At 40.1% G+C, this 23,824-nt stretch carries 20 protein-coding genes and 1 pseudogene (1 of these 21 cut by a window edge); 11 read left to right on the top strand and 10 right to left on the bottom strand.

The features are described 5' to 3' along the window. Positions 1–72: 72 nt before the first annotated feature. From NMK50_RS07960 to NMK50_RS07940, 5 genes are all read left to right on the top strand, one after another. A complete protein-coding gene (locus NMK50_RS07960) occupies positions 73–531 on the top strand; it encodes a hypothetical protein (protein ID WP_254770025.1) in 459 nt (152 codons plus the stop codon). After that, the gene (bgtD, locus tag NMK50_RS07955; protein ID WP_254770024.1) at positions 528–1,652 is read left to right on the top strand and encodes a BaGTA-type gene transfer agent maturation protease BgtD; all 1,125 of its coding nucleotides are present in this window, start codon (positions 528–530) and stop codon (positions 1,650–1,652) included. Before NMK50_RS07960 ends, bgtD begins: the two co-directional genes overlap by 4 nt. Continuing rightward, positions 1,649–2,431: a gene transfer agent tail collar protein BgtC gene (bgtC, locus tag NMK50_RS07950; protein ID WP_254770023.1), complete on the top strand. Its 783-nt coding sequence runs from the start codon at positions 1,649–1,651 to the stop codon at positions 2,429–2,431. The genes bgtD and bgtC overlap by 4 nt, the downstream gene beginning before the upstream one ends. Positions 2,432–2,641: 210 nt before the next feature. Beyond that, a complete protein-coding gene (locus NMK50_RS07945) occupies positions 2,642–2,935 on the top strand; it encodes a hypothetical protein (RefSeq protein WP_254770021.1) in 294 nt (97 codons plus the stop codon). A gap of 1,405 nt (positions 2,936–4,340) precedes the next feature. Further along, positions 4,341–4,784, top strand: coding sequence for a hypothetical protein (locus tag NMK50_RS07940; RefSeq protein ID WP_254770020.1), 444 nt, complete (start codon positions 4,341–4,343; stop codon positions 4,782–4,784). Positions 4,785–5,020: 236 nt separating this feature from the next. On the opposite strand, the gene NMK50_RS07935 is transcribed toward NMK50_RS07940, so the two are convergent. Together NMK50_RS07935 and NMK50_RS07930 are read right to left on the bottom strand one after the other, a co-directional pair. After that, complete coding sequence (locus NMK50_RS07935) at positions 5,021–5,194, bottom strand: hypothetical protein (protein WP_254770019.1); 174 nt, start codon at positions 5,192–5,194, stop codon at positions 5,021–5,023. A gap of 486 nt (positions 5,195–5,680) precedes the next feature. Further along, on the bottom strand, positions 5,681–6,604 hold the full coding sequence (locus NMK50_RS07930) for a formate dehydrogenase accessory protein FdhE (RefSeq protein ID WP_254770018.1): 924 nt from the start codon (positions 6,602–6,604) through the stop codon (positions 5,681–5,683). An 871-nt stretch (positions 6,605–7,475) separates the two neighbouring features. Here NMK50_RS07930 and NMK50_RS07925 point away from each other — a divergent pair. After that, positions 7,476–8,234 (top strand): DUF4167 domain-containing protein, encoded by a 759-nt coding sequence (locus tag NMK50_RS07925; protein WP_254770017.1) that lies wholly within the window; start codon positions 7,476–7,478, stop codon positions 8,232–8,234. Positions 8,235–8,308: 74 nt separating this feature from the next. Here NMK50_RS07925 and NMK50_RS07920 read toward each other — a convergent pair whose 3' ends face one another. Beyond that, positions 8,309–8,464 carry a hypothetical protein gene (locus NMK50_RS07920; protein ID WP_254770016.1) on the bottom strand — a complete coding sequence of 52 codons (156 nt, stop codon included), beginning with the start codon at positions 8,462–8,464 and terminating at the stop codon, positions 8,309–8,311. 491 nt (positions 8,465–8,955) lie between these two features. On the opposite strand from NMK50_RS07920, the pseudogene NMK50_RS07915 reads away from it, so the two are divergent. Continuing rightward, positions 8,956–9,078: pseudogene (locus tag NMK50_RS07915) on the top strand (DUF4167 domain-containing protein); the annotation flags it as partial. A 61-nt stretch (positions 9,079–9,139) separates the two neighbouring features. Here NMK50_RS07915 and NMK50_RS07910 read toward each other — a convergent pair. Then, entirely contained in the window at positions 9,140–9,391 is a 252-nt protein-coding gene (locus NMK50_RS07910) for a hypothetical protein (RefSeq protein ID WP_254770015.1), read from the bottom strand. Between the two features lie 790 nt (positions 9,392–10,181). Here NMK50_RS07910 and NMK50_RS07905 point away from each other — a divergent pair. Next, positions 10,182–14,135 (top strand): autotransporter outer membrane beta-barrel domain-containing protein, encoded by a 3,954-nt coding sequence (locus tag NMK50_RS07905; protein ID WP_254771219.1) that lies wholly within the window; start codon positions 10,182–10,184, stop codon positions 14,133–14,135. Between the two features lie 1,010 nt (positions 14,136–15,145). On the opposite strand, the gene NMK50_RS07900 is transcribed toward NMK50_RS07905, so the two are convergent. The 4 genes from NMK50_RS07900 to NMK50_RS07885 form a co-directional block, all read right to left on the bottom strand. Continuing rightward, on the bottom strand, positions 15,146–15,595 hold the full coding sequence (locus NMK50_RS07900) for a hypothetical protein (protein ID WP_254770014.1): 450 nt from the start codon (positions 15,593–15,595) through the stop codon (positions 15,146–15,148). Between the two features lie 48 nt (positions 15,596–15,643). Then, on the bottom strand, positions 15,644–16,006 hold the full coding sequence (locus NMK50_RS07895; RefSeq protein ID WP_254770013.1) for a hypothetical protein: 363 nt from the start codon (positions 16,004–16,006) through the stop codon (positions 15,644–15,646). An 871-nt stretch (positions 16,007–16,877) separates the two neighbouring features. Then, positions 16,878–17,891, bottom strand: a complete 1,014-nt coding sequence (locus NMK50_RS07890) for a PAS domain-containing sensor histidine kinase (RefSeq protein WP_254770012.1) — start codon at positions 17,889–17,891, stop codon at positions 16,878–16,880. A gap of 20 nt (positions 17,892–17,911) precedes the next feature. Next, positions 17,912–18,706, bottom strand: coding sequence for a response regulator (locus NMK50_RS07885; protein WP_254770011.1), 795 nt, complete (start codon positions 18,704–18,706; stop codon positions 17,912–17,914). Between the two features lie 166 nt (positions 18,707–18,872). Here NMK50_RS07885 and NMK50_RS07880 point away from each other — a divergent pair, with 166 nt between their 5' ends. The 3 genes from NMK50_RS07880 (at position 18,873) to NMK50_RS07870 (ending at position 21,294) form a co-directional block, all read left to right on the top strand. Further along, positions 18,873–19,076, top strand: a complete 204-nt coding sequence (locus tag NMK50_RS07880) for a NepR family anti-sigma factor (protein WP_254770010.1) — start codon at positions 18,873–18,875, stop codon at positions 19,074–19,076. Positions 19,077–19,083: 7 nt separating this feature from the next. Next, entirely contained in the window at positions 19,084–19,638 is a 555-nt protein-coding gene (locus NMK50_RS07875; RefSeq protein ID WP_254770009.1) for an RNA polymerase sigma factor, read from the top strand. A gap of 225 nt (positions 19,639–19,863) precedes the next feature. After that, the gene (locus NMK50_RS07870) at positions 19,864–21,294 is read left to right on the top strand and encodes a sensor histidine kinase (protein ID WP_254770008.1); all 1,431 of its coding nucleotides are present in this window, start codon (positions 19,864–19,866) and stop codon (positions 21,292–21,294) included. 51 nt (positions 21,295–21,345) lie between these two features. Here the strand turns inward: NMK50_RS07870 and NMK50_RS07865 are convergent, their stop codons facing one another. After that, complete coding sequence (locus NMK50_RS07865) at positions 21,346–22,860, bottom strand: metallophosphoesterase (protein ID WP_254770007.1); 1,515 nt, start codon at positions 22,858–22,860, stop codon at positions 21,346–21,348. 351 nt (positions 22,861–23,211) lie between these two features. Further along, positions 23,212–23,824: the 3' portion of a M23 family metallopeptidase gene (locus NMK50_RS07860; protein ID WP_254770006.1), read on the bottom strand. Its footprint extends 1,394 nt past the window's final position; only the last 613 of its 2,007 coding nucleotides appear in the window; the start codon falls outside the window, past its right edge — the gene reads right to left on this strand; its stop codon occupies positions 23,212–23,214.

Below are 23,824 nucleotides of genomic sequence, written 5' to 3'. Positions count from 1 at the left end.
AAACAGCAGGTTTACCTGCTTCATTAAGGGGCAGGGGGCTCTGTTTTAAAAAAGGTGGGAAAATTCAAAATCATGACACGGCAACAGGAAAGCCAAAATCTTTATTCTGTCCATCTGACAGATCAATGGTCATGGGAAAAAATAGCACCCTACCAAGAGGTTCTGAATACGGCTTTGAAAAAATATGCCAAACGCTTTCCCGATGATGTTTGTTTGCAAACAATTGCGCACGAACTGGCGAAAGGGCAAGCACAATTATGGCTGATCTTAAAAAATAAAACGCAGTTTAGTGCTTTTGCAATTACCAAAGTTGAAATAACCCTTAAGGGGGAAAAACGCGTTGTCCTCTCAGATCTTGCTGGAGAGGGAGGAACAAAATTGGTCCCATTGATTGAAAAAGTTGAACAATGGGCACAGTCAATTCATGCGAAGGAAATGCATATTTTGGGAAGATCTGGGTGGGCTAAAATGCTTGCTCGTTACGGATATTCTCGTGATCTTATTCATTATAGAAAGGTTCTCGTCCCATGAGAAAAAAAACAACACCTCAAGTGCAAACAACAACACAAACAAATGCACCACCCGCGTGGGCAGCCGATATCTTTAAAAAAGCCAGTGCGCAAGCCCTAGATCTTTATAATAAAGGACAGGGTGGGAACGTTTATCAGGGAGAACGTGTTGCTGGTCTTAGCGATATGACAAAAAATGCCCTGACCGGTTTGGAAAATGCTGCGCGTCAATATAACAATCCAGCATTAACACAGTGGTTTAATGGACCAACACAAAGTGCTACAAACCTCCTCAATATGGCAAAGGGAGACTGGATTGGAGGCAATAGTAAATTTAATGCTGCATTGCAAAATGCTTTGCGTAAAACTTCTGATGCCATTAATCAGTCTATGTCGGGCGCCGGACGCTACGGCTCTGGTGCGCATACGGGTGTGCTCGCCGATGAACTTGGTGCATTGGCGACAAGCGCTACTGCGCAACAATATAATCAAGATATCAATAATATGATGAATGCTAATCAGATGATTGATCATTCATTGCGCGATCAGGTTAATGCCGCTAATAACTATTATCAAGGGCAAAGCAATGCACAAGCCAATGTATTGAAGGGCGGGATGATTCAAGATCTCAACCGTCAAAATGCTTTGGATGCTGAACGTCAAAAATGGATCGAACAAGATAATCAAGGATGGAACCGATTAGAACAATTGCTCCGCGTGGGAACCCAAGCCGCTGGAAATTACGGAACAAAATCAGGAAAATCCACAACAATGCCTTCTGTTACAAAAGATCCATTGCGTGATGCACAGCAAGTACTAGGACTTGTGGGGGGAATTTTAGGCCTTTGTGATGTGAGAGCGAAAGAAAATATCATCCCTGTTGGTGAAAAAAATGGCTATCCACTTTATCTCTTTAATTATAAGGGAGATCTACAACGCTATCGCGGTGTTCTTGCCCAAGATGTCTTGCGTTTAAACCCCGCTGCTGTTTTTATCAACGCCAAGACAAAACTCTTGCATGTCGATTATGATAAACTTGGCTTTCAAATGGAAAAAATAACACCATTTAAAAAGAAAATAGCCGCTTTCTTTTCCGCTCTTTTTGCCCGTCTGCGCTTTTTGCAAAAAGGATATGTGCTATGAGTTCAATTTATGATTGGTCGCTTAAAGCATTCGAAAATGCCTATGCCGATGACAATATAAACTGGGCAGAAGGACAACTACCAAGTTCCGTCAATGATAGTGCGCGCGTTATGATGCAACGCATCAAAGAATATTTATTCGATAATGGAGGCGGAATTGAAACAGAGTTTACTGTCGATGAACACACAAACAGAACTGCTATTTGTTTAGTAACCAAATCGCCTTTCGAATCTTATGTCAATGGTATCGTTGTGCGCTTTAAAGCACAAGGGGTGAATAAAGGTATAACAAATATCGCGTTAAACAAATTACCCACAAGACCCGTTTATAAAATAACAACAGAGGGGATAGCACCACTAAGGGGAGGGGAAATTCAAAGGGGCGGCCTTTATGAATTGGTCTATACCTGTGACATTGCTGGAAAAAATGCCGATGGTTGGTTTTTAACAAATCCCACCGTAAACCTTCCTGAAACTCCACCCATTCCTCAAATTTTACAGCCTGGTTTTATCACCCTTTTTGCTATGAAAAATATTCCCGAAGGTTGGCTTGTCTGTGATGGTAAAGAATATTTACAAGAGGAATATCCAGATCTCTTCAAAGCAATTGGTACATATTGGGGAAATACAGAAAATTCAGAAACATTCAAGGTACCTTGTTTTCGTAATTTATGTGTTCCAAATCCATATGCTGACCCGTCTGTCTTGCCTCTCATATCAAAGGACGATTATTTAGAAATGTTTCCTGATTTTGAAGTTGTTTATACTATTAAAACGTGAAAACGGACTCTTTTGGCATCGCTGAAAAATTGCTTCAAACATCGTTGAAGAACAAGTATCGTTGAAGTAAAGGATGCTGTTGGCTGGTGTTTTTGATATTTTTCAACATATAAGCAATGTATGCCTCTAAAAAGCGCGCTGGTGTAAAAAGGTCAAATCGTTGATATTATGCGCTCTTTCTTCTGTAACTCCTATGAATGAGGTCGTAGTATGGCACTTTTTCCCTTTTCTATCGCTGATATTGATGCGCCGGAACAGATTCGCGTGGTGCTTTATGCAAGTGGACGAATGGGACATGCCCCTCTCAATGCATTGCTGAAAAAAAACGACCAAGATATCGAGTCTCTTGACAAAAAACTCAACAAAAATATCACGCAATTGATACAGCAGGTGGATGTTTTGGAACAGCAATTAGATGTTTTGAAACATCAATTGGGTGCTTTAGAACAGCAATTGAAAGAGAGCATAAAACATCTTAAGGAGGGGGAACAAAAGGCTCCATAAAGCAATCAAAGCTGTAATAGAGCGTGAAACAGGGGGGTGATCTTGCAAAATAAGCGGTAAAAACCTTGATATTAATAATGGTACCCGTTTATCTGCTGGTAAAATTTCTGGTTTTAATCTCTCTGTTGATTGGCAAGTCTTTCTTCGTCCTGATTTCGTTGTGTACACTCTTATCGCGCGTGGTGATGGTCTATTAAAGAATTTTATCAAGCGTTAAAGAATACGGAAAGTTTTATAAGAAAGTCTGCATTTGTGAAAACAATCAGAAGGTTTTTATGGGGCTTCTTCATCAATGGATTCTTGTCATAAAATTGTGTGAGTGTGTAGGGAGAGGGTGCGTGCTAAGGGAACGTTCCATTGTCAGAAAAGGAGTGCCTATTATTTTGCAATGAGATAAAAAAACGTGGGATGCACAAAAAGAAAAGTGGGAAAAGCGAAAAATAGGCATCCAAGAGGTTTGGTCCAATTTGAAAAATGAGTCTACAGATGAGAAATTGCTCTTTAACCCATAAGAAGAACGCTTGTGTCGTTTTGCTAGGATGAGAGAAAATATGGGAATTGATCACAATGTGGGGACAGAATCCTTTCGTAAGGAGGAGACTATGCCCTTGTATTGGTCAATGGGTATCTCTTTTTATTCGGTCGGTTTTAAAAAAACCTTGTTAAGGATGATATTGTCTGGACCATTCTCCATATAAAATACCGATAGAAAGACGTTCAATCTCGTTGCTGTTTTCTTTTGCATCACTTCAGTGTAAAAATATCAATTTGAGTGAAATCTTCATAGGAGAGCTTATGGGTTGAGCCTGTGAAGGGTTGAAGGGATCGTTAGCGAGAAGTTTGATAAAAAAGTTGGAAAACGTGGAATCTTCAGCATTTAAAGCAAATGTTAAGGCAAATGGGATATAGATACTTTATCGCAAAAAGGAGGAGGGACGTTTTCGTGGTGCTTGTTGGTTATACTTATGATGTGGTTGTGATGCGGTTCATAATGAGAAGGCAATGATGACGAAAGTTTTTTCTGCACCACAGAACATACTTTTGGTCGCAAAAAATACGTGTGTTTATGGCAAAGCGCGTCTTTATCCTCATCGAAAATGAACTCTATTCCTTTGATAGGACTTTCTGCAAGTTTATGAATTTCTTCAAGAAAGCCTATGGTAGGCTCTCTCTTTCCTTTTATCACAGTGTGGGGAAAAGTTTTCAACAGGAATTTTAAACAACAAAGGGAATAAAATATCGACAGCGCAGAGAAACATGATCCAGAAAAATACAGCATAGAGAAAAAGGTGTTCTTTGATAAGAAGAGTGATCGTTTTTCACTATGATATGCGTTTTGTGCATTGATGCTTCTTTCATTTTTTGCTGTCAAGTTTATCTTGGGATGTTAAAGGATACGCTCTTTATGGAAAAAAGAATCCGTGCACGGCAAAATGCTTATTTCAAAAAATTATATTACAAGGTCATGTTGGTTAGCGTATTGCTTTTTTGTCTTTTGGTGTTTTGTGTTGGTGCTTTCAAAGTTATTGGTTATTTTTCTTCTCAAAAACAAAGTGCCCAACACGCTCCCGTGGAATTAACGATTCCAGTCTTTGATCTGCGCGTCTATTGTAAGGAAATTTCTGCTTCAGTGATGCCCGATATGAAAAGAGAAGTCTATCAACGTTGTCTTAATTCGGAAAGTCAGGCTTATTTTGCTATTCGTGAAATGTGGGATGAACTCTCGGATGCTACAAAAAAACAATGTATAAAAATGGTGCGCCCTGGAGATGGAAATTATTTTCTCTTACGTGATTGTTTTCTCAGTGAAAAAGAGGGTGAAAAAAGAAAAATGCGCAATCATTTTTAAGTTTTTACAAGCAAATTTAAGTAATAAATTGAAAAATATAAAATTTGCTGAAAAAGAGAGATGTTTTGCTTGCAAAAAACAGCATATTTATTAGGAATTGTGCCATTTTAAACGTATACTCAAAATTGCCCTGTAAAAAATAACCGTGAAAACACGACAAAAGCTTTCTTATTCTCCAGTAATTTGAAAATGATTGCAAAAATGAAAAAATAATCTTTGCGGAGTCTTTGTATGCTTCATGCATCACGCGATGAAAGCGGTAGATAAGGGCGGGAAAAGCCATCATTTTGACTTTGGTTCTTGGAAAGTATAAAGGCCTTTTGTTTTCTGGTGACGTTATCCATTGCACAACCATCTTTACGCTTATGGAGGTACAAGCCGGCGCCATCATACTCTTTACTAGCCCCCAATGTTGCGACAGCCCTTGGTCTTTAGACGATTCATAACAGGCATTTGTACCCCTTTCTTCTCTCTTTTTTATCCACACGATAGTCCCCCTTGTGGTGTGCAAGGGGATAGTTTTGATTGATTCAAAATGAAATGATTTGAGATGAGAGAATCTTATAATATTCGGGGGTATGATACAAGTTGAAAAAATGATGAATTGTTGTTATAAATCAATGCATTGCACATCTTCTTCACCTGAAAGATCTTGCAGAAAAATAATAAAGATACCCTATGATATCACTATGATAGATCGCTTTGGCACTTGCTATGGTGAGGGGGAGTATGGGAAAAGGCTTTTTGTTTTTGCTGCTTCCCTTTGCCGTATCTCGTCTATGGTGAAGAGTCGTGGTTTTTAATTGCTCGTTTCTTTCTAAAGCTCTCTCGTTGTTTACCTTGGAAGTTTGGAAATGAGCGTTTTTTCGTTTAGCTGTTTTATTGTAAAAAAATGGTTATTGTGCGTTTTCTGCTAAAGCGGGATTAAAATTTTTATACGTAAAATGAAAAGCGCCTTTGTGTAAAACATGAAGTGTGGGAGTGGCAATGTCATCAGCAAAAACGTCTAAGCTAGGATTTTCATGCTGATTGAGTTGTTTGCAATAAGTTCCACATGCTTTACATGTTTCAAAGAAAATGCCTTTGGGGAAAATGCCGTTGAGCATATTTTCCATGGGGTGAAGGGAGATATTCTGCGTTGTTTTACAAGAGGTACATTGGTTGTGGGGGATAGACCAAAGGGTACCACAATAAAGGCAAGAACAAAATTTGAGAGTTTCGCACGGTTTTACATCCATAATGAGATTGGCAGAATGAGTGCCACCGCAAGCAGGGCAAAGGTTGTTTTGTTGTGGGATTAAGCTTTGCGGATCAAGCTGTGAAGCGGTAAGGGAAGAGATGATTTGCAATGCCCCCATGATAAAAAGATGTTCTGTTAATTGCTGTGGGGGGAGAGTGTGGTTTAAAAGGTTTTGTCCCCATAGGCGCCATTGATCTTTTTGTTGTTGTGTGCGAACAAGAGTTTCCTGCTTTGTTGCTGAAAAGGTTTGACTTAAGGGTGGTAAGGTCAAGAGACGTTTCAAGAAATCTCCAATGATACTGTCATATAAACCTAAAGTTAATAACTTTTGTCGATTAATTTGTCGATTAAAAGGAGGTGCTGTAGGGGCAGCAAAACGGTTAAGAGGAATGGCAAAATCTTTAAATTGTTCCGTTGTTTGTTGTTGAGCATGACAAAAATGAGACCAAAAAAGGAGTGTTTCTTTGTCAGAGGTGTTGTCTGCTAAATGTGCAAAGCCTGCTAATTGTGCAAAACGTTGTGCCCGTTTTGCAAATAAAAATTCCTTATCAGGAGGTATGACAAAAGTTGGAGATTGCATTATACTCCTCTCATTCGTGGACCCTATTCTTATCGGTCAAGCTTGTTTTTTAATACAAGCTTAATTGTTTGTACGGCATCTGGAGTGTTTTTTTCTCGTAAACTTATGTTTTGCTGTTTTTATAGTTGGCTTTATATTATTGCCCGTGTTATCTATACCCAATACAATTATCAATTTAAAAAACGCAATTACAAAGTTATAGTATAGAGGGATCATTTTGACAATAAAATAGATTTTTAAGCATCATAAGACTTGAAGAATGTATGATGTTCATTATCTATAAATTAAAGGGGTTTTTGAAGCGAGTGTGGATTATTGCTTACAAAGGGGTTGCTTTAGCGCCGAAGAAAGGCTATGTTCTAGCAGTGAACAGATTCATGCAGTGACTTGTGGGGAAGTGAGTGTTTGTGAATTAAGTGCGCAAGGGGGTAGGGAATGTCAATTTTTTAGGATCAGTGCGTGATTTTAGAAAAAATTTTAGAACAAAAAAGTGAGTTTTTCTCTATTCTCTGACGGGGTTGTTTGTTTGCCAGAGGTGTTGTATGCATGTTCTCGTTTTTTGTTTTTCCACAAGATGGTTATTTTTTTTATGAAATATGGTCTGTTTTAAAAAAAATGCTTGGCATTTCATGTGAACATCATTAGGTTTTTGCCAGTTAACAGAGAAAGAGGGAATTTTAAACGTATGTTTCCCTGCTGTTGTTATGATTTTCAAAAAATATATGCTTTTATAAAATATCAGTAGGTATCGTTTAATTAAGATAAAACACGGATAGTTTCATAACCGTATTTTAAACATGATTAGCATTATCGGAAAATAATGCCATGAAGAAGAGTCAATTAAGACACACATACTCCAAAAGGGACAAAGATGAGGCCACAACAAAATAGACGGGTACGCGGTCGCAATAATAACAATAATGGTAATAACAATAACAATAATCGTCGCGGACCTAACCCATTATCTCGAAATTATGAAAGTAGCGGTCCAGATGTTAAGATTCGTGGGAATGCTCAGCAAATTGCCGATAGGTATATAAGCCTCGCGCGGGATGCTCAAGGGGCGGGTGATCGTGTGATGTCCGAGAATTATCTCCAACATGCAGAGCACTATCTGCGTATTATTTTGGCAGCCGTTGGGCAAATGTCGCAATCGCCACGACGTGATGAAAGCCGTGATGAAAATAATGAACCAGAATATGGTGAAATAAGCACTGAAGGTGAAAAAAGAGAGACGGTCAATTGCGATACAGAGGTTTCACAAACACTGTCTCAAGAAAATGAGAATGGGCAACACGCTAAAATGCAAAATGGGCATGCGCGTGGTGAGACATTAGAGGCAAATGCTTTGTCTCATGGGGAAATTGATCAAGAGAAAGGCGCGATAGGAGAAAGTGCTGAACCTGTTAAAAAAACACGTCGTTCCTCACGTCGGCGTACTGTGCGTGCCCGAGATCAAAAATCTCTTGCACTTTCCGATTTTGAAACTTCCAAGGAAGTGCTGGACAGTTCTCAAAATGGCGATGCGTCGACAGAAAAAGTTGCCTCTTTTCCTCTCTTAACGGAAGAAATACAGAAAAAAACACGTCGACGTCGGGTGGTAACAGCTTCGGCAGAGGAAAATGTTTAAGCCGAAGAGCGATAGAACGCTATTTAAGCGTTTGTGAAAGGTCTTATTGCTTTAAGGTGTTCTGTTGTCCAAGATCAAAAATCTCTTGCACTTGCCGATTTTGAAACTTTGCTGGGAAGTACTGGACAGTTCTCAAAATGGCGATGCGTCGACAGAAGAACAAAACGCCATTGTGTTGCACATTCACGGGCTTGTTTTAAAGAGACATCTCTTAAAGTACCCAAGCCCATTTCACAACACCGCTCGTGAATAGTATAGCGTAAAATCCACGAACACCACCATCTTTACGTTTATCAAGCTACAAACCGGCCCCATCATATTCTTTACCGACTCCCAATGTTGCAACAGCCTTTGGTATTGAGACGTTTCATAACAGCTATTTTTACGCCTTTCTTCTCTCTTTTTTACCCACACACCAACCCTGCTTATAACATACAAATAAATAATTTTATTTGATTCAACATAAGCAGATTTGCAATGAGAGAAGCTTACAATATTCGGGTTTCTCATTCAATAGGCAAAACAGTACATTATCATTATAAATCAATGTCTTGACATTGAGTTGTCATAACTTCAGCAGAGGAAAATGTTTAAGCCAAAGAGCGATAGAGCAATATTTAAGCGTTTGTGAAAGGTCTTATTGCTTTAAGGTGTTCTGTTGTCCAAGATCAAAAATCTCTTGCATTTGCCGATTTTGAAACTTTGCTGGGAAGTGCTGGACAGTTCTCAAAATGGCGATGCGTCGATAGAAAAAGTTGCCTCTTTTCCTCTCTTAACGGAAGAAATACAGAAAAAAACACGTCGACGTCGGGTGGTAACAGCTTCGGCAGAGGAAAATGTTTAAGCCGAAGAACGATATCACAAGCGTTTATGGAAGGTCTTATTGCCTTAAGGTGATTTGTTGTTCAAGATGAACAATCTCTTGCACTTGCCGATTTTGAAACTTTGCCGGGAAATGCTAAAAACGTCTCAAAATGGTGATGCGTCGACAGAAAAGGTTGCTTCTTTTCCTCTCTTAACGGAAGAGATACAGAGAAATCGTGTTGACATTTCACAACACCGCTCGTGAATAGTATAGCGTAAAATCCACGAACACCACCATCTTTACGTTTATCAAGGTACAAACCGACCCCATCATACGCTGCCTTTTTATTCATAAAACCTATTTTTCTTTCTTCCCAAAAACACCTTCCTGAGAAAAACAGCTGCAAATATTTGAATGATTATCTTATTGATCATTGTTTTTTACAACAGCGCCTTCCTCTAAAAGCGACAATTTATCCTCAGAAGCCCCTTATCTTCCAAAGAGCTCTTCTCCTCTTCATAGGGAAATGAACGCTCCTACCTCTTTATGAAGCCTATCCTCTCTCTAGATGCAACAAACAAATGCCATCAAAACCTCAACCACTTATCAGAAAACAGGCACTTATGGGAAACGGAGGAAATGTTGGTCTATTGAAAAGATCACCGATAGGAAAACAAGCGTGACGCGCTCTATTGCTCCCCAACACCTGAAAAGAGCAAAACCAGACAGATTTAAGAACCTTGTGATAATAACACAACAACACAGGCAACAGTGCTGAAGCTACTCTCTATCCCTCAATTTGATAAAATATCAAATTGCAAAAAAAATTAAATACAATTTAAGTATTATTCCATGCCATGTTATCTGAAGATGCATTCTCATTCTTACAACAAAAACCTTTTAAAGCTAACAAATTATAAACACATATTTATAAAATTATAATAGTTATTTAATATACTTTATACTTAATGTATCTTATGTATTAAATACCACTCTTATAATATAATCTTAATACTCAGTTTGACAAAGTAAAGTAAATTCATTAACTGTAGTTAATTTTATTTCAAATATCCATTGTTATTCTTCTAACGCATTTATTTAAGCGAGGAAAACATTGAGGGACTATAAGTTAGGAAAGCATGATGTCTAGAAAAACCCTTTTATCCTGCACAGCTGTTGCAGCAATTGTGCTGTTTGGCACGCATCTCAATGTACAAGCTGAAATCCTTAAAGCTGATAAAGGGGAAGTAAAAACAGCAACAACAGGCGAAACCTATCAATATCTTCAAGCAGTAAATGGTGGTAAAATCATTGGTAAAAACCTAACACTTACAGGGGGGCATCCAATAAACGCTCAAGATCTGGATGCTGTAGATGCGAGAACTAAGAGTTCGATTGAGTTATGGGACACAACTATTAAAAGTGCCAACGATACTGAGATGAATACTGGTCTTAATATATCGCACGAAAGCATAATCAAAATGAACGGAGGCTCTATTACAGCTAGAGTTGGTGCTGTTATTGACACCGACGGTAGTGGCGAAAGCACACTGGAAAACGTAAAAATATCCGGTGATAAGGACAATCCAGCGATAAAAGGTGTAAGTGTTCAAAGCGGCACTGTTAATTTGAACAATGTCACTGTTTCTAAAGCAAACTACGCCGTTCATGCACAATCTAATGCCCAGGTAAAAGTATCTGGGGGATCATTCGGTGGAAGGATAGATAGTACCGGAGGTACCGTCACTTTAAGCAATAACGTTACAGTGACATCTGATGATTATGGACTCCATGCAGATGGTGAAAAGTCTCAAATCACAATGACAGGAGGAGAAGTCGCTGGGAAAAAAGCAGCCTTGTTTGCAGAAAAAGGTGGACATATCACTGTCACAGATGTGGTTCTCAAAACAAATAAAAGTGAGTTTGGAGCCTTGTCTATGGGTTCTAATAGCACAATTGAACTCTACGATACAATAATTCAAAATTCTTCGGTCGGTATTAAAGCAAAAAACGATAATGCTACAATCAAAATGATCGGTGGATCCATTGAGGCTTCAATAGGCGTAGCTTTGCATAATACCAAAAGTAATGAAAACAAACTGGAAAATGTAAAAATATCAAATGGTCTAGATAATACCCTTATGGAGAAAGGCGTAAGTGTCGACGAGAAAAGCAAAATTACTCTGAAAGATGTCACTGTTACCAATGCAACAAGAGGTATATCCTTGGGGAATTCTTCCCAAGTAATAATATCCGGAGGATCTTTTAGTGGAAAAACACACGGTATACAGGCCCAAAGTGCTAGTACCGTTACTTTAAATGATAATACTACGGTAATATCCTCTGATGGTAATGCACTCCATGCAAACGATTTAGGTTCGCAAATCACAATGACATCTGGAACTGTACAGGGAAAACAAGCTGCCTTGTTCGCAGAAAAAGGTCATATTGATGTCACAGATGTTGCTCTGAAAACGGATGGCAACGGAATCGGGGCACAATCTCTCGGCACAAATAGTATAATTAATTTGCAAAATACCACAATTAAAGAGGTTAAAATCGGCCTAAAGGCACAAGAGGGTGGCGCGATCAGCATGACCGGGGGATCCATTGATGCATCTGACAGAGCAGTGTATATAACAGGCAAAAACAGTATCGTTCACTTGAACAATGTTGCTATAAGTTCATTATCAGACACATCTACACAAAAACCAGGCAATGGTACTAGACACATACCCTATGGTATAAGCATACCCAATGGTGCTATACACATAGAAGACAATGGTACAATCGATATGACCGGCGGTTCCATTAAGAGCAGCACACAAACAGCTGTCACTGTAAACAACAGTCATGACAACAAATTGAAAAACGTTCATATTCATGCAAAAAATCGTGGAATAATAAGCTACGGAAGTACGTTGACTCTAGAAGATGTAACAGTTGAGAGCACCTCCACCGCTATGACTGTAGACTATAAATCTCAGGTAACAATATCCGGCAGCTCATTTAAAGGCGGCACAATGGGAGTATCGGTTGCCTACCAAAGCACTGCTTTTTTAAAGGATGTGCAAATTGATGCCAAGAATGGACTCTTAGTAGGATCTTCTTCAATCGTGATGACAGGCGGAAAAGTGACTGGTAATGTTGCTTTTATCATGGCAAATGGCAACGGAAAAATTGATGCAACAGATGTGACTACAAAAACAGAAAGCCAAGCTATAGCACTCTCATGCCCTAACGAAAGAGAGATATGCAACCACACTCTCAATTTAACCAAGACAAAGCTCTCTGTTGAAGATGGTATCGGTATTTTTGCAAGTCTTGCAGCAAATAGTAACGTCAACCTCAATAACTCAGAAATCCACGCAGATGTTTTATTAACAGAACGAATGGACAATGCAGAAATCAAAGACCAGAGCATGTTGACATTAACCGCTGATCACTCTCTTCTGGAAGGAAGAGCAGGAATTGAAAAGGATGCAAAAACACTTCTTGATCTTAAAAACGATACCACATGGATCGTAAAAACCAGTACAAAAGAAAAAGATAAGGATGGCAATCTGCTTGATATTGCTCAAAGAACACGTTCTGATGTTTCTACCCTTAATCTCGATGATAGCTCCATTGTTTTTCAAGAACCAATAGAAGAGCATTATCATACCTTGCACATAGGTTCTGGTAAACCAGAAAATACCGCAGTCTATAATGCCACAGGTAACGCAAAGATTTACTTCAATACGGCTTGGAGTGATGGTGCAGCAAGTGCTGATCAAAAAACCGACAGATTGCTCATTCATGGCGATGTATCAGGAACAACAGCCGTTTATATCCAAAGCGATTTAGGAGACAGAAATAGTGTCATAAATGCTGCTGATCCTTCAAGTAGAGGAGGCCTTTCACTCATCCAAGTTTCAGGAAAAGCACAAGAAGACTCCTTTAAATTAGCCAATGGCTATATAACATTAGGAGGGCTGCCCTATAAATATACGCTAACAGCCTACGGACCTGAATCAAGTCATGGTAAAGCCGATATTGAACAAAACCTGTTTGATGAAAAAAATGAAAATTTCTGGGATTTCCGTTTGCACAAGGAAACTCTTGACTCTGGTACAGGTTCTGGTGGAAGTATAGGTGCCCCTGTAGCACAAACGGCAAACTACTTGGTCATGCCCAATGCTCTCTTCTATAGTGGATTAACCGATATGGCCAAGCAAAATGCACTGTTAGCCAATATCAGAACATCCGTCCTAGGAAAGGAAGAGGAGAAAAACACCGGTTTTTTCCTCTCCACCTATGGAAGCACTGGAACACTATCCTCTGCGCGCGGTCCTCTCAAATATGGTTATGGTGCTGATATGCGTTATGCTGCTCTCCAAGCGGGTGCAACATTAGCAGCAATCGAGAGACAGAATATCACCACATATTTCGGTGTGGTTGGAACTTACGGACAACTGTCTTTCACTCCAAAGGACATGGCAGATGTAAGCAAGAGTACATTGGATAAATGGTCGCTAACAGCCTATGGCAGCCTACAGCATAACAATGGTTTCTATCTTGATACACTGTTCTCTTATGGCGTTCTCAAAGGCGATATTGGCAATGCCATCATTGGCAAAACCGCAAAAGTAAAAAATGCCAAGCTGTTAAGTCTCTCCACCACCCTTGGCAAACAATTTGCCACCGGAATGGAAGGTTTAACATTCGAACCGCAGGCACAGCTTGCCTATCAACATTTGATGTTTAAACCCATTGAAGATGCCAATAATCTGATCATTGATATGAACACCCCTTCGCAATGGTTAATCCGTGTTGGGGGACGTTTGACAAAAAACATTGCCACTGAAAACAACCATCCTCTGTCTTTCTATGGAAAAGTAAACTTTATCAAAACCTTTGGTGACGATGGAAACATCAAAATTGGCGATAAATTTGACCTTGATCCTATGGGTGCTGCGATTGAAGGCGGCGTTGGCATCAATGCGCAACTCTTGCACAATTTGTCCCTTCATGGTGATGTTAGTTACCAACAAAAGCTGCAAAAAACCGGACTATCCGGAGCAAGTTTTTCAGGAGGTATCCGCTATCAGTTTTAAACCAAGGCGATCAGTCTTAAGATGAGGCTATAAACCTTAAAACAAAGTGGCTCAGGTTCCGGTGGGGCAAGTTCCGGTGATTCAGGCTCTGGTGATTCAGGCTCCGACTGTAAATCTTAAAACAGAGCTGTAAATTGAATATGGGGCTGTAAAAACAAGCATCTTCTATCCTTTGTTTTATCTCCTCTCCTATAAACAGAAGAGCTAATTTTTTGGCACTTCTGTTGAAGAGAGACATTAAGGAAATTATCTTTACTCATCGATAAAAAGAAAAGGCAGTATCATACGCTGCCTTTAAAGAGATATCTCTCAGTGCACCTAAGCCCATTTCACAATGCCGCCCGTGAATAGTATAGCGTAAAATCCACTAACCACCACTATATCTTCACGCTTATGACGGTACAAGCTGTCCCCATCATATTCTTTACCGCCCCCCAATGTTACCAGCCCCCAATGTTGCAAGAGCCCTATTACAAGAAACCTTAGTATTGAGACAATTCATAACAGGTATTTTTATACCTTTCTTCTCTCTTTTTTACCCATAGGCTCATCTCACTTGTGATGTGCAAGGGGATATTTTTGATTGATTCAAGATAAGCAGGTTTGCAATGAGAGAAGCTTACAATATTCGGGGGACTCATTTGACATGCAAAAAGATAAATTATCATTATAAATTAATATTTTGACATTGAGTGGTTATAACTTCAACAAAGGAAAATGTTTAAGCCGAAGAGCGATATTTAAGCGTTTGTGAAAGGTCTTATTGCCTTAAGGTGTTCTGTTGTTCAAGACGGAATCTCTCTTGCATTTTCCGATTTTGAAATTTTGCTGAGAAGTGCTGGACAGTTCTCAAAATGGTGATACGTCGACAGAAAAAGTTGCCTCTTTTTCTCTCTTAACGGAAGAAATACAGAAAAAACCACGTTGGTGTCAGGTGGTAACAGCTTTGGCAGAGGAAAATATTGAAGCCAAAGAGCTACATTCAAGCGTTTATGAAAACTGTTGCCTGTTTAACGAGAGAAAGAAGCGGATGCCCCTTCTGTTGTTTCAACAGAAAGAACAGCGATCAATGCACCGGTATAATAATTATAAATCATAAATTTTGTTTGTCCCTCTGGTGTTAAGATTTTCAGCACAATATTGTGTCCTGAGAGACTTTGCGATAAAATCTGCGCCTTTTCCGGTAAGGAGAGTGTGTGGTGAACCGTTTCTTGAGGGGTACTTTGAGCAAAAAGAGGCTTTGTTTTTTGGGAAGTTGAATCTGTCGCTATAATTTTATAGATAACGCCAAAGAGTACCGCAAGAATAAGAATGAGCGTTATTGAAATAGAAATAATCATTAAACGCATAAGCTTTTTTCTCACCCGTTCTACCGCTGGGTCTAAAGCTTGGTCTTGAGGATGGATATCTTGCTCTGTGCGATGGTTTTTTGAGGTCTGAATCTGTTTCTTATCCATCATGCTATACTCTTTTCCGTTATTTTCTTAAAGCCCGATGGGTTTATGCTTTTAAGGTGTTTTGTGCAAGAGGTTGGTGGAAGAAAGATTAAGAGGAAAGGATGAAGGTAAAATATTCGTTTCATACTCTTCAGGCGTTTTATCATCGATATTTTTGCTTTTAAGCAAAAAATTGCCTCGATTTGTTACAGACCAGATTAACTTGACTTCTTGTTGCTGTAAGTTTGCCTGTATGCTTGTGCATTGGGCAAAGATTTGTTGTCCATAAGAAGCAAATTTCTTTGTGGAGGGTATCATGGCTTGTTCACATTCTTGCGCTGTTTTGTAGGTTTCGACCATTGTTTTGTTAGAATAGCAGCTGTTAAAATCATCTGTGCATGAAACCAATAAAAGAATAAAGACAAGGCTATTCATAAAATATTTTCCAAATTAAAATAAAAGCCAAATAAAAGGTTGACAACATGAACTCTGATTTGTCAGCCTTATGGCGTTTTCTATGAAGAAACGTTTTTAAAGATTTTAGGTTCCGGCAAGAGGTTCCGGCAAGAGGTTCCGGCAAGAGGTTCCGGCAAGAGGTTCCGGCAAGAGGTTCCGGCAAGAGGTTCCGGCAAGAGGTTCCGGCAAGAGGTTCCGGCAAGAGGTTCCGGCAAGAGGTTCCGGCAAGAGGTTCCGGCAAGAGGTTCCGGCAAGAGGTTCCGGCAAGAGGTTCCGGCAAGAGGTTCCGGCAAGAGGTTCCGGCAAGAGGTTCCGGCAAGAGGTTCCGGCAAGAGGTTCCGGCAAGAGGTTCCGGCAAGAGGTTCCGGCAAGAGGTTCCGGCAAGAGGTTCCGGCAAGAGGTTCCGGCAAGAGGTTCCGGCAAGAGGTTCCGGCAAGAGGTTCCGGCAAGAGGTTCCGGCAAGAGGTTCCGGCAAGAGGTTCCGGCAAGAGGTTCCGGCAAGAGGTTCCGGCAAGAGGTTCCGGCAAGAGGTTCCGGCAAGAGGTTCCGGCAAGATGTTCCGGCAAGAGGTTCCGGCAAGAGGTTCCGGCAAGAGGTTCCGGCAAGAGGTTCCGGCAAGAGGTTCCGGCAAGAGGTTCCGGCAAGAGGTTCCGGCAAGAGGTTCCGGCAAGAGGTTCCGGCAAGAGGTTCCGGCAAGAGGTTCCGGCAAGAGGTTCCGGCAAGTCTCAAAAGTTCGTTGTAGGGAAAAAAGCTCTTTGGAGCGAGCAATATGGTATTGAGTAATAGACGTTAGATAACAACGGGGCGCGTGATGTGCTTTTTCTTATTGTAGTATTTTATCCGCTTTTTTTTAAACAAAAATATCAAAATAAGTATCAGGTACATATAAGTGATAAACAATTCCTGTTTCGGTTAATTTTAAAGAAGCATAACCGTTGACAGAAACTGGAACAATCTTTTCTAAAACAGCACTGCCAAAACAGGCTTGGTTATTGCTTGAAAGAGGTGTTGGTACTTCAAAATTTTCATCCCAAGTGATGAGAAGTTGCGTGCTGCCATTTGCTTTTGTGTCGATTTCACAGCGTATACAAACACTGCCCTTTTCTTGTGATAAGGCACCAAAAGAAAGCGAATTGACAATAAGTTCATGAAAAGCCAAACCAATATGCAAAGCTGCATTGGGAAAAAGATAAGGGTCGACGCCTTCAAGGGAAAAACGTTCTGTTCCCTTTATCAAATAACCTAATGTCTGGGATTGAACCAATTCGCGAAATTGGGCTCCACGCCAATCGGAATCGGTGATTAAATCTTGAGAGTGAGAAAGAGAATGAAGGCGTCCTTGAAATTTGCGTAAAAAAATTTGAAGCGATTCAGTATAGCGTGCCGTCTGGCTGGCAATACTTTGAATGATGGCAAGAAGATTTTTAGAACGGTGACTCACTTCTCGAAGCAATACTTTTAGCACTTGCTCACGGCGACGTAATCCCGAAATATCAACTCCAGTGGTGATAATACCGATAATGTCTCCATTATCATTGCGATGGCAATCAATAGAAAATTTATACCACGTCGCTTGTTTGGAAATATCTTCAAACCGCGCTTCAATGGTGTGCATTTGGCCCGTAGCTAAAACCTGCAATTTAATTGTTTCCATATTATCTGCAAGTTCAAGCGAAAAAAAATCACTGTCACGACATCCCATTCGCCATTTGTTTTGCAAATGTTGCGGTAAGTTTTCGGCCCATAAATAGTCGAGATTTGTTGTTTGATAGAGAACACAAATATCCGCTCCACGGATCGCTTGCATAAGAGCGCTCAGATGCGACGTATCTATGGGAGGCTTTTGAAGAGGCATAACCATCATGATCAGGATGTTAATCTGTTCTACGCCGCTTTAGAAGCATTCTCTTGGAAAAATAAAGCCTGCGAAATAAGTGCTTTTACCATATCAGGATTAAAAGGTTTGGTCACTAAAAAAGTAGGCTCTGGGCGTTCTCCCGTCAACAGTCTCTCAGGAAAAGCGGTGATAAAAATCACCGGTATACGGTCATTTTGCAAAATGTCGTTAACCGCATCAATACCAGAACTGTTATCGGCTAATTGAATATCAGCCAAAATTAAACGCGGCTTTTCTTTATGATACATGATGACAGCCTCATCACGGGTGCGCGCTATCCCGATAACCTTATGGCCAAGATTTTCTACCATCTGTTCAATATCCATCGCTATAAGAGGCTCGTCTTCAATAATCATCACTTCGGTGGCAATTTGTTGCGATATATCCGTCGATGCTTGATTGAGAAGCTTACGGAACGCTTTCACATCAAGATCCATAATTTCACGTGCTTCTTGTTCATTGAATCCTTCAACAGCAATGAGCAAAAAGGCTTGCCGTGCACGCGGTGTTAAATAGGATAATTTGGCACTGGTTTTTTGTTCAAGATCAAATTGCGGCAGAGGTTCTGGGATGTTCGGGGTGGTTTGGTCAAAAAGATGACAAAAAAGCCAATAGGTACCAATGCGATCACTCGATGCTTTGGGAAAAATTGAAATATCCGCAATAAGCGCTTCCAACATCGCTGAGACATAAGCATCACCAGAGGATTGGCTGCCGGTGAGGGAGCGGGCAAAACGCCGAAGATAAGGAAGATGTGGTGCAATGCGCGTGGATAATGACATAATTTATAACTCCTTTAGCCTTTGAAGTACTTTGTTGGTTGAAATTCTTAAGAGATGAAAAAGTTCCTCTGCCATATGGAACTTTTTGCATATAACTATATTTACAACCTTAAGGCGAATATTTTTATCGGTGCTACTGATATTATATGGATTAGGGGGATAAAAAATGAACGACCGCGGTGAAAAAAATCTCAACAATCATTATACATTGGGAGAAGATCTTCTTGGGGTCAATTGCGAAATAGCACGAAAGTTACGCCAGTTTTACATGGAAATTCAAGAAGAAGCACTGCCGGTGCGTTTGCTCGAACTGTTAGACAGGTTGGAGCGCACTGAGCAATTTCGCCTCAATAATGTGGAAAAGGTGTAAATCCACCATGGTAGAGGGCGTAAAAAACTTTAAACAGGAACTCCTTTTGGTTTTACCGGCCTTGCGGGCTTTTGCACTTTCTTTAAGCAGCAGGTACGATAAGGCTGAGGACTTGGTCCAAGATACCATTATGAAAGCGTGGGCTAAGCAAGAGAGTTTTGAAATGGGGACCAATCTTAAAGCTTGGCTTTTTACGATTTTACGCAATGAATTTTATAGTCAAATGCGAAAAAGAGGAAGAGAAGTGCAAGACAGCGATGGTGTGATTACCCAAAATGTAGCGGTTCATCCTGCGCAATATGGATCACTTGATTTGCAAGATTTCAGAAAAGCCTTAAATATGCTCTCTGTTGATCAAAGAGAAGCCATTATTCTCATTGGCGCATCGGGGTTTTCTTATGAAGATGCGGCTGCTATTTGTGGGTGTGCTGTTGGAACAATTAAAAGTCGGGTAAGCAGAGCACGTCATCGTTTACAGGAACTGCTTAAAGTTAATGGAGAATCCGATTATGGTCCCGATGCTTATTCGGCTGGAAGCACATTGTGTTCATTTAACGGCTAAAAAAGCATAATAATTATGATCAATAGCCTTGTTTTTTTTATTCCCGTTATAGCTATTAAAGTAAAAGTCAGCATCTGAGGAGTTTCAGAGTGTTTGGTGTGTCCTTTTAAGGAAAAGAAGAAAGCCTGTATGAAAGCATTCCACGGGCTTTTGTCTTATATTCGATAAGGGCGTTTTCCTCTGTGCTGAAAAAGGACAATTTTCAGGTTCTCCGATGGAAATTCTATGACAACAAAGACGAATTTGTTTTCTCAAAATCTCGCTTCTGATTCAGGTATATCAAGCTGGCGTTGGGTGGCAATTGTGATTTCTCTTGTTATGGCCCTTTTGGCATCCGTTTTTATAATGTTGCTTTCAAACGCTGTTGATCGGGAAGTGGCACAGTTGAATACAAGTTCTGAATTGCGTGAACAGGCTGATTTGGTGCTGATTGGTTTGATCGATATGGCTATCGCTGACCGTAGTTACGCAAAAAACCGAAAGCCTGAGGATAAAGCACATTTTGAAAATGCTGCGCGAGAAATCGATGATATTCTCAATTATACGGCGCTTCTTGTTTATGCTCATCCTCAATGGTATGCATGGTTTAATGCTTTTAAAAAGGAGGTCGAAACACGTAAGGCTTTTATGAATGCTCACATGCGTGCTGTTGATGCGGCGCCTGATCAAGATTCTCAGCCGGCTGTTGCTTTAGAAGCCCCAAAGGTGCAAATGGCCGGTCTAGCGCAACTCATGACAAGCTTTATCAATGGCGATGATGTGGTACGACAAAAACAGCGTGAGGGTATTGCGCTTATGCGTGCCGCTTTAACATTGGCGGCAATACTTTCTGTCGTCAGTACTTTTATTTCCGCTTATTTTGTTATTAATCGTTTTCATCGAGATGTTCGCGCCTTGAAAATGTATCAATTGCTGCTCCATAGTGAAAATTTAGCCCTTGAAGCACGCGTAAAAGAACGAACACAGGAGTTGGAAAGAGCACGCAACCATGCCGAAAAGGAACGCCAACGGGTTGAAATGTTGTTGCAAGATGCAAGCCATCGTATTGGCAATTCTCTTGGGACAGTGTCTTCTTTGCTTGGATTACAATTAAATCGCAGCAAAAATGAAGAAGTGCGTTCCGTTCTTGGTGCCGCACGTGATCGCATTCAGACTATCTCGACAGCGCATCGTCGTTTGCGTTTGAGTGATGATATGGAAACAACTTTATTGGCAGAATTTCTCAGTTCGGTGGTCCATGATGTTGAATTGGCCGTGCCCTTTGAATTGCGTGGAAATATTACCGTGCATACGAATTTTAAAGAGTGCCGATTGCCTTCTAGAGATGCAACAACGCTTGGAATTATCCTTGGTGAATTGCTGACGAATTCTTTCAAACATGCTTTTCCCAACCAAAGAGATGGTCATATTTATATCTCCTTTGGTCCACAGCCAGATGGACAATTGATGCTGATTGTCGAAGATGATGGGGTGGGGATGAAGAGCCAAACTTCAGCGCAAAAAGCAGGGCTTGGACGTTTGGTTGTTGAACAGCTGTGTATGCAATTTGGTGAAAAACCTCTCTTTGAAACCTCTCATTTGGGGGGGACAAAGATTATCATCCCTTTGCCAAAGCTTAGCACGAATGGTGCAAAAGAAGCACAAGCTCCATCGTAAAAGGAGCAGCGGATATTCCTTTTTTATCAAGGTTAAGAGCAATAAATTGCTTTATAAATTGCTACAACTTCTTTGAAACCATTTCTTGACGATACTAACACTTAAATCATTGATCAAAATGGCTTTTCCGGTTTTTCCATTATAGGCTTTAACGTGAATATTCTTTCCTTGCACATCAACAAGATAATAGTCTCCTCTAAACAGTGCTCCTGCTGTGTATACAGGGATATTGCCGAAAACTTTATCATTTCGTGCACGGCAATATCTTGGATGATGGTTGTGTCCTACAAAGATCGCTTTGACATTATGAGAGGTAATGATCGCTTTAAAGGCCGCGAGATCTCTCATATTTTGGGGTTGAAGAAAATGCGAATTCTTATCTCTATAATAGGGGCGTGCATCGTGGAAGTTGAGAATTGTTACTTTTCCCCTTTTATCGGCAGCTGCTAAATCTTTTTTCAACCAATTGAGAGCTTTTGTTATTTTTATTTGCATATAACCGTCAGATAAGTCGGCTGTATAAGTTGGATAATTTTGCAGTTGCACATAGTGGATATCTCCATAATCCCATGAGTAACTTAAACTGCCCATCATTATGTTATAAGCTGTTTCAAAACGAATGAACCAACGAGAAGTTATGTGTTTATTGAATTCAGGTAAAGAACTGTTGTATTCGTCTATTTCTTTGAGCATTCTTTTAACAGCACTTATCGCGCATGCATTCTTTGAGAGATTTGATAGCGGTATTGTACAATCACCAACATTATTATAGTAGTCGTGATTCCCTAGTCCTTCATAGACAGGATAAGCACTGCTTTTGTACACATCTGCATAGTCTTGATAGGTTTGTGGTCGGCCAAATTCCGTTAAGTCGCCATTGATGATAGAAAAAGCTGGGGCATGCGATTCTATTGCATTGGCAACTTTCTTATTTACTTTCAACCAAGGTTCTCTATTGCTCTTTGCGTTAGGGTCACCAGATTTTAAACGCCATGGTTGCGGATCTGCTGCTATAACGATCGAATAATTTCGGGGAGTCGTTCTTTTTACGTACCAAATGACTCTGGCGTTCTTCCCTCCTTCCTCTCTTCGTTCAAAATAATAATTTTTTTTGCTGGAAATCGCAGAGTATTCAGGGCCCCCACTATAGGAATTATACCAGCGGAATGTTAAAACAGCTCCGTCATCTTGTATTCTATATTTCGCCCAACCACCGGATCCAAAAAGCCAAGCATTCGATGTTGTTGCTGCTTTTCCTACAAAGCCAGATGCAATGATACCCGAAGGTCCTGTCTTTCCCCAGTATTCACCCGTTTTCCATTCTCCACGTTCGATACCTTTATCAATTAATACCATAGAAGTCAGTGGATCGGTAAGTTCATTAACGATGTAGACATCTGTTGAACGATCATCAAAGGCGCTTTGTTTTGGTTTTGGTAATTTTTCAATGAAGCTTCGTCTTGTTTCCTGTGTCACGGAAAGCGTTTGCGCATGCAAAAAAGAAGGTTTTACACATGCAAAAATGGTAAGAAAAATCCCAATGATTATTCTACATTTGTATTTCATAAAAGTGCTCTTATAATTAAAATTAGTGCTCTTATAATTAAAATTATTGATTTCAGCAAATATTTGACAGCCGTTACTTCGTAAGGGTATTAAAGTTGCTTTTTTTTTATGATAAAATTGTCTTTTTTGTGACTGTTTTTTGAAACAAGATAATACATGTAAAAATATCGGGCAACAAACGCTCAACTTCATGATTCATAATTGAAGTTTGTAGAAAGTATTTAAGAGAACGGCAGAAGGATACGCTGTATTCTTGTTGCTTTCGTTAAGTTTTCTCAAAGGAATGATTTTTGATAAAAACATGAAAGATACAGCGTTTTAGCCATCGATAGAAGGGGTGTTCTGTATCGTTTAAGACGTGTTGTCTGATGGTTTTATCGGGCTTTTTAACAGAGAATCAATATTGTTTTTTTCGTGCAAAAATGCTTCTAGGTCTTGACTGCTTAAAGCTTTACTGTCTGGGATACGGATGCGCATGGGGTCAACTTTTACGCCATTGACAATGATTTCAAAATGACAGTGGGGACCGGTTGCCATCCCTGTTGCTCCAACATAGCCAATGACTTGTCCTTGTCGGACTCTCACACCCGGTTTGATACCTGGTGCATAACGGCTTTGGTGAGAATAACTGCTGATATATCCATTGCTATGTTGAATTTCTGTATGGTTCCCATAGCCACCGGTTACGCCCATTTTTGTGACAATACCATCTCCTACCGCAATAATGGGCGATCCTTTTGGGGCAACCCAATCAACACCTGTGTGCATGCGAACATATCCTAAAATAGGATGCTTGCGTGGTCCAAAGGGGGAACCAAAAACGCCATTTGGAGTGGGTTTGCGGAGCAAGAAAGGTTTAGAGCTTTTTCCTTCTGAATCATAATAATCAACGCTTCCGTCTTTTGATTGATAACGGTAATATTTATAAATGGCATTGCCAAAGGTGGCGCTGATATAACGAATT

Source organism: Bartonella harrusi, from assembly GCF_024297065.1.
Taxonomy (GTDB): Bacteria; Pseudomonadota; Alphaproteobacteria; order Rhizobiales; family Rhizobiaceae; genus Bartonella; species Bartonella harrusi.
Note: the sequence above shows the minus strand (reverse complement) of the source record. Positions and strands in the feature narration are given on the sequence as shown.